The 11,788-nt window shown below is 66.9% G+C and carries 12 protein-coding genes; all 12 read left to right on the forward strand.

Going from position 1 to position 11,788, the window contains the following annotated elements:
• Positions 1-41: 41 nt before the first annotated feature.
• The 12 genes from FS787_RS00755 (at position 42) to FS787_RS00810 (ending at position 11,725) form a co-directional block, all read left to right on the forward strand.
• Positions 42-848 (forward strand): HAD hydrolase-like protein, encoded by an 807-nt coding sequence (locus FS787_RS00755; protein WP_144670172.1) that lies wholly within the window; start codon positions 42-44, stop codon positions 846-848.
• The gene (locus tag FS787_RS00760; RefSeq protein WP_144670174.1) at positions 835-1,503 is read left to right on the forward strand and encodes a 1-acyl-sn-glycerol-3-phosphate acyltransferase; all 669 of its coding nucleotides are present in this window, start codon (positions 835-837) and stop codon (positions 1,501-1,503) included. The genes FS787_RS00755 and FS787_RS00760 overlap by 14 nt, the downstream gene beginning before the upstream one ends.
• A gap of 94 nt (positions 1,504-1,597) precedes the next feature.
• The gene (uvrC, locus tag FS787_RS00765) at positions 1,598-3,628 is read left to right on the forward strand and encodes an excinuclease ABC subunit UvrC (protein WP_144670176.1); all 2,031 of its coding nucleotides are present in this window, start codon (positions 1,598-1,600) and stop codon (positions 3,626-3,628) included.
• Between the two features lie 124 nt (positions 3,629-3,752).
• Positions 3,753-4,676 carry an RNase adapter RapZ gene (gene rapZ / locus FS787_RS00770; RefSeq protein WP_144670178.1) on the forward strand — a complete coding sequence of 308 codons (924 nt, stop codon included), beginning with the start codon at positions 3,753-3,755 and terminating at the stop codon, positions 4,674-4,676.
• Positions 4,676-5,695, forward strand: coding sequence for a uridine diphosphate-N-acetylglucosamine-binding protein YvcK (gene yvcK / locus FS787_RS00775; protein WP_144670180.1), 1,020 nt, complete (start codon positions 4,676-4,678; stop codon positions 5,693-5,695). Before rapZ ends, yvcK begins: the two co-directional genes overlap by 1 nt.
• A 10-nt stretch (positions 5,696-5,705) precedes the next feature.
• The gene (gene whiA, locus FS787_RS00780) at positions 5,706-6,686 is read left to right on the forward strand and encodes a DNA-binding protein WhiA (RefSeq protein ID WP_066438143.1); all 981 of its coding nucleotides are present in this window, start codon (positions 5,706-5,708) and stop codon (positions 6,684-6,686) included.
• A gap of 172 nt (positions 6,687-6,858) precedes the next feature.
• Positions 6,859-7,482 (forward strand): superoxide dismutase, encoded by a 624-nt coding sequence (locus tag FS787_RS00785; RefSeq protein WP_144670182.1) that lies wholly within the window; start codon positions 6,859-6,861, stop codon positions 7,480-7,482.
• A gap of 288 nt (positions 7,483-7,770) precedes the next feature.
• Positions 7,771-8,781 (forward strand): type I glyceraldehyde-3-phosphate dehydrogenase, encoded by a 1,011-nt coding sequence (gap, locus tag FS787_RS00790; protein ID WP_144670190.1) that lies wholly within the window; start codon positions 7,771-7,773, stop codon positions 8,779-8,781.
• A 10-nt stretch (positions 8,782-8,791) separates the two neighbouring features.
• Positions 8,792-10,018 carry a phosphoglycerate kinase gene (locus FS787_RS00795; RefSeq protein ID WP_144670192.1) on the forward strand — a complete coding sequence of 409 codons (1,227 nt, stop codon included), beginning with the start codon at positions 8,792-8,794 and terminating at the stop codon, positions 10,016-10,018.
• An 82-nt stretch (positions 10,019-10,100) separates the two neighbouring features.
• On the forward strand, positions 10,101-10,916 hold the full coding sequence (gene tpiA, locus FS787_RS00800; RefSeq protein ID WP_144670194.1) for a triose-phosphate isomerase: 816 nt from the start codon (positions 10,101-10,103) through the stop codon (positions 10,914-10,916).
• A 49-nt stretch (positions 10,917-10,965) separates the two neighbouring features.
• Positions 10,966-11,223 carry a preprotein translocase subunit SecG gene (secG, locus tag FS787_RS00805; protein WP_144670196.1) on the forward strand — a complete coding sequence of 86 codons (258 nt, stop codon included), beginning with the start codon at positions 10,966-10,968 and terminating at the stop codon, positions 11,221-11,223.
• A 121-nt stretch (positions 11,224-11,344) separates the two neighbouring features.
• Entirely contained in the window at positions 11,345-11,725 is a 381-nt protein-coding gene (locus FS787_RS00810; protein WP_144670198.1) for an RNA polymerase-binding protein RbpA, read from the forward strand.
• Positions 11,726-11,788 lie beyond the last annotated feature (63 nt).

Here is an 11,788-nt window from a genome sequence, read left to right on the forward strand (position 1 = left end):
GCGAGTTTCTGGCATCCGTTCAGTCGTGAGAAACTAGGCCGGTGACCCAAACAACAGTGCCCGTGATCTTCGACCTGGACGGCACTCTTGTCGATCCGGCCGGGGGGATAACGGACGGAATCGCAGCGGCCCTCACGGAGCTCGGTCTCAGAGTTCCCGGCCAGTCCCGGATGGATGCCATGATCGGACCGAAGCTGAGCCATTCCCTCACGGACATCGCCGGGGTCCCGGCCGCGCAGCTGGACGACGCCATCCGGATCTACCGGGCGCACTACCTCGCGACCGGTATTTCCCGGAGCAGGCTGTATCCGGGGATCCGTGCCCTGCTGGAAGCCTTCGTCGACGCCGGACGGCCGATTGCCGTGGCCACCCAAAAGCCCGAAGGGATCGCCCGGACCGTCCTGGAGCACCACGGCATTGCCGCCCTGTTCCATACGATCCGCGGCTCGGCCGCGGACGAGGCGGCAGCAGCCGGCGTGCCGTCGGGGAAGGCCGGGATCGTGGCTGCCGCGCTGGCGGACCTTTCGACGCACCACGGCGTGGACACGCAACATGCCGTGATGGTGGGGGACCGGGCGCAGGACGTGGCCGGAGCCGCTGCCAACGGCCTCGACTGCATCGGCGTAGGCTGGGGTTTTGCTCCGGACGGCGAACTGGACGCGGCGGGCGCCGTGGAGATTGTGCACAGCAGCCTGGCACTGCACGAGACCATTGCGAAGCGGGACGCAGTGCGCAGCAACGCGGTGAATCCCGCCGCTGCGCATGACGTCGCAGCGGGCCCCATGACAGCGAACCCTGACCTTTCGATCGAAGCCCAAGACGAGGTGCACACCCATGGCAATGTTTGATGCAATCCGCTGGACCACGCGGGGCCTTGTCTCCTCGACCTGCCGGCCCACGGTCATCGGACTGGAGAACGTGCCCAAGGAGGGCCCGTTCATCGTGGCACCCAACCACCTGTCCTTCCTGGACAGTGTGATCGTGCAGGCCCTGATGCCGCGCCCCGTGGCTTTCTTCGCCAAAGCGGAGTATTTCACCACCGGCGGCGTCAAGGGCAAGGCGATGAAGGCCTTCTTCGAGGCGGTCGGGTCCATCCCGGTGGAACGCGGCGAACAGGCCGCCAGCGTCCAGGCGCTCAAGACGCTGCTGGAAATCCTGGACTCCGGCAAGGGCGTCGGGATCTACCCGGAAGGCACCCGCTCGCGGGACGGCATCCTGTACCGCGGACGCACCGGCGTGGGCTGGCTGGCGCTGACCACGGGAGCCCCCGTGATCCCGGTGGGGCTGATCGGCACTGAAAACCTGCAGCCGGCGGACAGCAAGTCGGTCAAGCCGCAGCACTTCACCATGAAGGTCGGCGAGCCGCTGTATTTTGAGAAAACCGGGCCGGACCATTCCCTCCCCGCGCGCCGCCAGGCCACGGACCGGATCATGGACGCCATCGCCGAACTCAGCGGCCAGGAACGTTCCACAAGCTACAACCAGAGCAAAGTCACCGACTAGCATCACACCCCGGCACAGCAGAAACCCAGCCCGGCAAACACTGCCCGGGGCTTAACTGTCCGGGGCATGGCTGCACCCTCAGTAGACTTGGTGTGTGGCAGATCCAGCGAGCTACCGGCCCCAGACCGGTGAAATTCCGACCAATCCGGGCGTGTACCGCTTCCGGGACCCGCACGGGCGGGTCATCTACGTCGGCAAAGCCAAGAACCTCCGCTCGAGGCTGAACTCGTACTTCGCCAACCCGGCGGGCCTGCTGCCCAAGACCTATGCCATGGTCCACACGGCCAGCAGCGTCGAGTGGACCGTCGTCGGCAGCGAGCTCGAGTCGCTGCAGCTTGAATACACCTGGATCAAGGAATTTAAACCCCGGTTCAACGTGATGTTCCGGGATGACAAGAGCTACCCGTACCTCGCCGTTTCCATGGCCGAGAAGTACCCCCGGGTCCAGGTCCTGCGCGGGGACCGCCGCAAGGGCACCCGCTACTTCGGTCCTTACACCGCCGGGGCCATCCGGGACACCATGGACACCCTCCTGCGCGTCTTCCCGGTCCGCAGCTGCAGCGCCGGGGTCCTGAAACGGGCCGAAGCCAGCGGCAGGCCCTGCCTGCTCGGCTACATCGACAAGTGCGCCGCGCCGTGCGTCGGGCGCATCTCCACCGAGGACCACCGCGCGCTGGCCGAAGACTTCTGCACGTTTATGGGCGGTGAGGCCAAGCCGTTCGTCTCCCGGTTGGAAAAGGACATGGCCGCCGCTGTGGCGGAACTGGACTACGAGCGGGCGGCGCGGATCCGTGACGACATCGTCGCGCTCAAAAAGGTCTTCGAACGCAACGCCGTCGTCCTGGCCGAGGGGACGGACGCCGACGTCTTCGCCCTGCACGAGGACGAACTCGAAGCCGCCGTACAGGTCTTCCACGTCCGGGGCGGCCGGATCCGCGGACAGCGCGGCTGGGTAGTCGAAAAGGTCGAGGACACCACCACCCCGGACCTCGTCGAGCACCTGCTCCAGCAGGTCTATGGAGAGGAGGCGGGCCTCGAAGGCCGGCTGCCGCGGGAGGTCCTCGTCCCGGTGGAGCCCAGCAACGCCGCCGAGCTGGGACCCTGGCTCAGCGGTCTGCGCGGAGCCCGCGTGGACATCCGTGTGCCCCGCCGCGGCGACAAGGCCGCCCTCCTGTCAACCGTCCGGGACAACGCCGAGCACGCCCTCAAACTGCACAAATCCCGGCGCGCCGGCGATCTGACCATGAGGTCCCAGGCGCTCCAGGAACTGCAGGAGGCCCTGGAACTGCCGGTTGCCCTGCTGCGGATCGAATGCTTCGACATCTCGCACGTCCAGGGCACCAACGTGGTGGGTTCCATGGTGGTGGTCGAGGACGGCCTGCCGAAGAAGTCCGACTACCGGAAGTTCTCTGTCACGGGCGCCGCCGCCAATGACGACACCGCAGCCATGCACGACGTGCTGACCCGGCGCTTCCGGAACTACCTCCAGGAGCAGTCGGTCCAGGCCGACGCCGCCCGGCAGCCTGGCCACCAGGCCATGCTCAACGCCGTCGCGGACGCCGCTGTGGCCGGCACTGCTTCCACCACAGTGGCTGATACCACCACCCCGGCGCCGCGGACCAAGTTCGCCTACCCGCCCAACCTCGTGGTGGTGGACGGCGGCAAGCCCCAGGTCAACGCGGCCGCCCGCGCGCTGGCCGAACTGGGCATCGAGGACGTCTACGTCGTGGGGCTCGCCAAACGCCTCGAGGAAGTCTGGCTGCCGGACAGCGACTTCCCGGTGATCCTGCCGCGTGCCTCGGCCGGGCTGTACCTGCTGCAGCGCATCCGTGACGAGGCGCACCGCTTCGCGATCTCCTTCCACCGGCAGAAGCGCGGCAAGGCAATGACGGTCTCGGCGCTGGACGGCGTCCCCGGCCTGGGGGAATCCAAACGCAAAGCCCTGCTGGCCCAGTTCGGCTCGGTCAAAAGCATCAAGACGGCCAGCATCGAGGAACTCACGGACGCCAAGGGCATCGGCCCGTCCCTGGCGGCGGCGATCGTCCGGCACTTCACCGACGACGACGGCGCCGCTGCCACCGTCCCCGCCATCAACATGACCACCGGCGAAATCCTGGAGACTTAGCTAGCACCGGCAAACTTAGCTAGGGTAAGGACTTGGGTAAATCGGCATACGCGGTGGGCAATCCACCGCAACCGCCGCCCGGCGGGAACAGCGCACAACAGCACAGCAGAACGGGGCTTCACTGATGGCAGAGTCGACGGCAGGATCCGGGACGGACACGGACGGTATGACACCGGTCAAACCCGTCGAGGCCGAACTGCTCGTAGTGACGGGCATGTCCGGAGCCGGCCGGAGCACTGCAGCGGACGCCCTGGAAGACCACGGCTGGTACGTCGTGGAAAACCTCCCCCCGCAGATGCTCGGCACCCTCGCGGAAATCGTGTCCCACGCGCCGGGGTCCATTTCCAAACTCGCCGTCGTGATGGACGTCCGCAGCAAGGAACTGTTCGCGGACATCCGCGCCGCCCTCCGCAATCTTGAAGCCAGCGGCGTCGGCTTCCGCGTACTGTTCCTCGACGCGGACGACGGCGTCCTGGTGCGGCGCTTCGAGCAGGGCCGGCGCCCCCACCCGCTGCAGGGCGGCGGCAGGATCCTCGACGGCATCGCCGCCGAACGCGAGCTGCTGCACGAACTGCGCACCTCCGCCGACATCGTGCTGGACACGTCCGCGCTGAACGTCCACGGACTCGCCACCGCGATCACCGAACTGTTCAGCGAGACCGGTCCCGTGGCACTGCGCCTCAACGTCATGAGCTTCGGCTTCAAGTACGGGCTCCCCGTGGACGCCAACTTCGTGGCCGACGCCCGCTTCATCCCCAACCCGCACTGGGTTCCGGCGCTCCGCCCGCACACCGGGCTGGACCAGGACGTCAGCGATTACGTTCTGGAAGCGGAGGGCGTCAGCAACTTCGTGGAACGCTACGTCCTGGCCCTGGAACCGGTCCTGGAAGGCTACCGGCGGGAGAACAAGCACTACGCCACCATCGCAGTCGGCTGCACCGGCGGCAAACACCGCTCCGTCGCCGTCGCCGTCGAGCTGTCCCGCCGGCTGGCGCAGTACCCGCGCGTCACGGTGACCACCACCCACCGGGACCTGGGCCGCGAGTAATGGCGCTGCTCACCGGTCCGCTGCCGCTCGTCCCGCCCGCCAGCGCGGTGATGGCCAGCCAACAGGACAAGGGTCCGTCCGTCGTTGCGCTCGGCGGCGGACACGGTCTCTCCGCCTCGCTGTCCGCGCTGCGCCTGCTCACCACCGAGCTGACCGCCGTCGTCACTGTCGCGGACGACGGCGGCTCCTCGGGACGGCTGCGCGAGGAGTACGGCGTCCTGCCGCCCGGCGACCTCCGGATGGCGCTCTCCGCGCTGTGCGATGACACCGACTGGGGCCGCACCTGGCGTGACGTGATGCAGCACCGCTTCACCCCCGGCAAAGGCCGAGGCGGTTCCCTCGATGAGCACGCCATGGGCAACCTGCTGATCGTGACGCTCTGGGAGCTCCTGGGCGACACCGTGGCCGGGCTCAAATGGGCCGGCGCGCTGCTCGGTGCCCGCGGTGAGGTGCTGCCGATGTCCAGCGTCCCCCTGACCATCGAGGGTCAGGTCCGCGTCACCGCCCCCGACGGCACGTCGGCACTGCAGACCATCGCCGGACAGGCGAAATGCGCCGTCGCCGGCACGCTCGAAAGCGTCCGGCTGCTGCCCGAGGACGCGCCGGCCTGCATTGAGGCGCTCACAGCCATCGAACTGGCGGACTGGGTCATCCTGGGACCCGGGTCCTGGTACACGTCCGTGCTCCCGCACCTGCTGCTGCCGGAAATGCGCCAGGCGCTCTGCAACACGGCCGCCCGCCGCTGCCTCACCATGAACCTCGCCACGGACACCAAGGAAACCCTCGGAATGTCCGCCGCGGACCATCTTCGCGTGCTCAGGGACTATGCGCCGGACTTCACCATCGACGTCGTCCTGGCCGATCCGGCGTCCGTGACGGACCTCGCCGACTTCGAGCAGGCGGCCGGGATGCTCGGTGCCGAGGTGGTGTTGGGTAAAGTGGGGGCGTCGAGCCGCCGGCCGATCCACGACCCGCTGCGTCTGGCAACGGCGTACCACGACATTTTCGGGAACAGGTAGGAAAGGTGCCATGGCACTGACAGCATCAGTCAAGGAAGAACTTTCCCGGCTGGACATCAAGAAGTCCTCGGTCCGCAAGGCTGAAGTGTCCGCCATGCTTCGTTTCGCCGGGGGACTGCACATCATCTCCGGACGGATCGTAATCGAGGCCGAAGTGGACCTCGCCTCGACCGCGCGGCGGTTGCGCGCCGCCATCGCCGAGGTCTACGGCCACCAGAGTGAAATCATCGTTGTGTCCGGCGGCGGACTGCGCCGCGGCAGCCGCTACGTGGTCCGGGTGGTGCGCGACGGGGAGGCCCTCGCCCGCCAGACCGGCCTGCTGGACGCCCGCGGACGCCCGGTCCGCGGCCTGCCCTCGGTGGTGGTGAACGGCTCCGCCGCCGACGCCGAAGCCGTCTGGCGCGGCGCCTTCCTGGCCCACGGTTCCCTCACCGAGCCCGGCCGGTCCTCCGCCATGGAGGTCACGTGCCCCGGCCCCGAGTCGGCCCTGGCCCTCGTCGGCGCGGCCCGCCGCCTCGGCATCCAGGCCAAGGCCCGCGAGGTCAGGGGAGTGGACCGTGTTGTCATCCGCGACGGCGACACGATCGCCGCGCTGCTGACCCGGATGGGTGCCCACGACGCGCTCATGGTGTGGGAAGAGCGGCGGATGCGCAAGGAAGTCCGCGCCACCGCGAACCGGCTGGCCAACTTCGACGACGCCAACCTGCGCCGTTCGGCGCAGGCCGCCGTCGCTGCCGGCGCCCGCGTGGACCGGGCCCTGGAGATCCTGGGCGACGACGTCCCGGACCACCTGAAATACGCCGGTGAACTGCGTGTGGCGCACAAGCAGGCCAGCCTGGACGAGCTCGGCCGCCTCGCGGACCCGGTGATGACCAAGGACGCCATCGCGGGCCGGATCCGCCGCCTGCTGGCCATGGCGGACAAACGCGCCCAGGACCTCGGCATCCCCGGCACGGAGGCCAATGTGACGCCGGAAATGCTGGACGAGTAGCCTCTCACTGGAAACAACTGCAGAATCGGATCGGGCCGGCGGGAATACCTCGGAGGGACTGGAGGCTATTCCCACTGGATTCCGATCCAGAGACTTCCGGGTGCCACAACATCCGGATGCACAATCCGAGAGTTACCAAACGGACAACCAGTCCACGACATTGGAGGATTTTGTGACCGAGTACGTACTGCCCGATCTCAGCTACGACTACGCAGCGCTGGAGCCGCACATTTCCGCGCGGATCATGGAGCTGCACCACAGCAAGCACCACGCCGCGTACGTCGCCGGCGCCAACAACGCGCTGGCGCAGCTGGCCGAAGCCCGCGACAAGGGCGATTACGCCAACATCAACCGCCTCTCCAAGGATCTGGCCTTCCACACCGGCGGCCACGTCAACCACTCGGTGTTCTGGAACAACCTCTCCCCGGACGGCGGCGACAAACCCGAAGGCGAACTCGCGGCAGCCATCGACGACGCGTTCGGTTCCTTCGACGCGTTCCGGGCCCACTTCAGCGCAGCCGCCCTCGCCCTGCAGGGATCCGGCTGGGCCTTCCTGGCCTACGAGCCCATCGGCGGCAACCTCGTGATCGAGCAGCTCTACGATCAGCAGGGCAACGTCGCGGTTGGCACCACCCCGCTGCTGATGCTGGACATGTGGGAGCACGCCTTCTACCTGGACTACGTCAACGTCAAGGCTGACTACGTCAAGGCGTTCTGGAACATCGTCAACTGGGCCGACGTCGCCAAGCGCTTCGATGCCGCCCGCAAGAACGCCACCGGCCTCATCACGCTCTAAAGCCCCGTGCGCGGCGGCGTCTCGAATGCGCCGCCGGAAACCGGAACGTAACAAAGCTCACATTTGCCGCCGTAAGGCTCGAATAGTGGACGGCCTGCCCCCGCACTTGCGGGGGCAGGCCAAGTTAAACGTAAGATAGGTCACGGAAGGCGGTTAGCCTTCAGCAATGTGGCTGGTCGCCCTCCGATCTGTTAATCATCTCTGCCCAATGGCGTGCGGGATCTGTTAGTTGGCTTGAGCGCCTTCTCAACTAGTCGTGCTCGCAAGAGCACCAAGGAGACTGAAAACGTGACCACCCGTATTGGTATCAACGGCTTTGGCCGTATTGGCCGCAACTACTTCCGCGCCGCACTTGCCCAGGGGGCGGACCTCGAAATCGTGGCCGTAAACGACCTCACCAGCCCGGAAGCTCTGGCCCACCTCTTCAAGTACGACTCCGTGGGCGGCCGCCTGCAGGAGACGATCGAGGTCAAGGACGGCAACATCGTCGTCGACGGCAAGACCATCAAGGTCCTCGCCGAGCGCGATCCGGCCAAGCTGCCCTGGGGCGAGCTCGGCGTTGACATCGTCATCGAATCCACCGGCTTCTTCACGAAGGCCGCCGACGCGCAGAAGCACATCGATGCCGGCGCCAAGAAGGTCCTGATCTCCGCCCCCGCCTCGGATGAGGACATCACGATCGTGATGGGCGTCAACGACGGGCTCTACGACCCCGCCGCGCACCACATCATCTCCAACGCCTCCTGCACCACCAACTGCCTCGGACCGCTGGCCAAGGTTGTCAACGACGCCTTCGGCATCGAGCGCGGCCTGATGACCACCATCCACGCGTACACGGCCGACCAGAACCTGCAGGACGGCCCGCACAAGGACCTCCGCCGCGCCCGCGCCGCCGCCATCAACATGGTGCCCACCTCCACCGGCGCGGCCAAGGCAATCGGCCTGGTCCTGCCGGAGCTCAAGGGCAAGCTGGACGGCTACGCCATCCGTGTTCCCGTCCCCACCGGTTCCGCGACGGACCTGACGGTCACCGTCTCCCGCGAGACCACCGTTGAGGAAGTCAACGCAGCCCTCAAGGCCGCCTCCGAGTCCGCCGAGCTCAAGGGCCTGCTGACCTACACCGACGAGCCGATTGTCTCCTCGGACATCGTCGGTGACCCGGCGTCGTCCATCTTCGACTCGGGCCTGACCAAGGTGATCGGCAACCAGGTCAAGGTTGTTTCCTGGTATGACAACGAATGGGGCTACTCCAACCGCCTCGTTGACCTCACGGAGCTCGTCGCAGCCAAGCTGGGCTAGGGTAAGACTCATGACATTCCACACCCTCAACGAACTGATCGCTGATGGTGTCCGCGGGCGGTACGTTCTGGTCAGAAGTGACCTGAACGTGCCGCTCGACGGCTCTACAGTGACTGACGACGGCCGTATCAAGGCCTCCCTGCCAGTGCTGGCAAAGCTCACGGACGCCGGTGCCCGCGTGCTGGTCACAGCACACCTTGGCCGCCCCAAGGGCGCCCCCGAGGACAAGTACTCGCTCAAGCCCGCCGCGGCGCGGCTGGCGGAGCTTGCCTCGTTCAAGGTCTCCCTCGCCGAGGACACCGTCGGTGACCGCGCGACGGCGGCCGCCTCGGCCCTGCAGGACGGTGAAGTCCTCGTCCTCGAAAACGTCCGCTTCGACGCCCGGGAAACGTCCAAGGACGACGCCGAGCGCGGCGCGTTCGCGGATGAACTGGTGTCCCTGACCGGCAGCAACGGCGCCTTCGTGGATGACGCCTTCGGTGCCGTGCACCGCAAGCATGCCAGCGTGTACGACGTCGCCACGCGGCTGCCGTCCTACCAGGGCGATCTGGTGCGCACCGAGGTCGAGGTGCTGCGGAAGCTCACCACCGACACGCAGCGCCCCTACGTTGTGGTGCTGGGCGGTTCCAAGGTCTCCGACAAGCTCGCGGTTATAGACAACCTCATCGGCAAGGCCGACACCATCCTGGTGGGCGGCGGCATGCTGTTCACTTTCCTCGCAGCAGCCGGCCACAAGGTGGCGGGCAGCCTGCTGGAAGAGGATCAGATCCCCGTTGTCCAGGACTACCTCAAGCGTGCGGCAGACGCCGGGACCGAATTTGTTGTTCCCACCGACGTCGTCGTGGCCAGCAAGTTCGCCGCCGACGCCGACCACGAAACGGTCCGCGCCGATGCGATTGAAGGCAGCAGCTTCGGAACCCAGGGCATCGGCCTGGACATCGGTCCGGAATCGGCCGCTGCCTTCGCTGACAGGATCAAGGGAGCCAAGACGGTGTTCTGGAATGGCCCCATGGGTGTGTTTGAGTTCGCGGCCTTCGCCGCCGGCACCCGGGCCATCGCCCAGGCGCTCACCGAAACAGCGGCGTTCACCGTGGTGGGCGGCGGCGACTCCGCCGCAGCGGTCCGGACCCTCGGCTTCGCCGACGACCAGTTCGGGCACATTTCCACCGGCGGCGGCGCCAGCCTCGAGTACCTCGAAGGCAAGGAACTCCCCGGCCTGAGCGTCCTGGACCGGTAGAAACCTCCAGCCGGCCGGGCGCCCGGTCCCACGACGGGCGCCCGGCCGGCTGTTTCACTGCTACGAACTTTTTGGAGACCACGTGACTACGTCAACCAACGGCACCTTCGACCGCACACCCTTCATCGCGGGCAACTGGAAGATGAACATGGACCACGTCCAGGGCATCACCCTCCTGCAGAAACTGGCCTGGACCCTGTCCGACGCCAAGCACGACTACAGCCGGGCGGAGGTCGCCGTCTTCCCGCCGTTCACCGATCTCCGCGGCGTCCAGACCCTGGTTCAGGGCGATGAGCTGAAGGTCGTCTACGGCGGCCAGGACCTCTCCCAGTTCGATTCCGGCGCTTACACCGGCGACATCTCCGGTCAGTTCCTCGCCAAGCTCGGCTGCAGCTACGTCCTGGTGGGCCACAGCGAACGCCGCACCATCCACCACGAGTCGGACGAGGTGCTGAACGCCAAGACCAAGGCAGCCTTCCGGCACGGGATCACGCCCGTGCTCTGCGTCGGAGAAGGCCTGGAAATCCGCCAGGCCGGCACCCATGTGGACCACACGCTCGCCCAGCTGCGCGCCGGCGTCGAGGGCCTTACCCCTGAGCAGGCTGCCGAACTTGTCGTCGCCTACGAGCCCGTGTGGGCCATCGGCACCGGCGAAGTTGCCGGCCCGGAGGACGCCCAGGAAATGTGCGCCGCCATCCGCGCCGAGCTCTCCACCCTCTTCGGCGCGGACGTCGCCGGCAAGACCCGCCTCCTCTACGGCGGTTCGGTCAAGGCCAACAACGCCGCCTCGATCCTCAAGGAGCGCGACGTGGACGGATTGCTCGTCGGCGGTGCCAGCCTTGACGCCGCCGAGTTTGCTAATATTGTCAGGTTCGAGAGTCACCTGCTGACGGATTAGTCCGGACACTGTCGTGGCCCCCGCAATCCAAATCTTCTGAAAGGCCGTCGTGGACGTTCTTCATGTCATTCTGCAGGTTCTCCTTGGAATCACCAGCCTCCTGCTGACCTTGCTCATCCTGCTCCACAAGGGCCGTGGTGGCGGACTGTCCGACATGTTCGGCGGCGGCATGAGCTCCGGCCTCAGCTCCTCGGGTGTGGCCGAGCGCAACCTGAACCGCTTCACGGTCATCCTGGGCGTCACGTGGGGCCTTGTGATCATTGGCCTCGGCCTGATCATGCGGTTCAGCGGCGGCGGAGACTCCTAGCTGTTCGGTCTTTCAAAAACTTCATATCGGGTCCTTGTGGCCCTCCCGGCATCGGGAACTCCGAACTACACTGTGGCTGATTGCACGCTCAATCCGTCCGCCAAGTAGCCAGGAGTTCCCGATGCTGCATTCCGCCTCCGGTTTCCGGGGTATCCGAGTAGGGGCCACCGAAGGGGCCGCGCCGCGCCACGAACCGCTCGACGGCGCCGCTGTCCGCACCCCGCGTATCCGCATCACCTACCTCTGCGCCAAAGGCCACGAGACCCCGCTGGTTTTTGCCCAACTGCCCGACGACCAGATCCCCGGTGTGTGGGACTGCCGCCGCTGCGGCGGGACGGCTACCCGGGACGAGGCCCAGTTCGCCCTTGAGGAAGCCCCGGCGGACGGCTTCAAGAGCCACCTCGAATATGTTAAAGAACGGCGCTCCAGCCAGGACGCCGAAGACGTGCTGGCCGGAGCGCTTGAGAGGCTGCGGGCCCGCCGGATGTTCCCGGAGGGATAGCGCAGGGGGATAGCCGGAGGGACAGGGCAGGGAATAGTGCAGGGGATCGCGCGGAGGGCTAGA

Origin of the sequence: Arthrobacter sp. U41 (genome assembly GCF_007679325.1) — a bacterium.
In the GTDB taxonomy this organism is placed as follows: domain Bacteria; phylum Actinomycetota; class Actinomycetes; order Actinomycetales; family Micrococcaceae; genus Arthrobacter.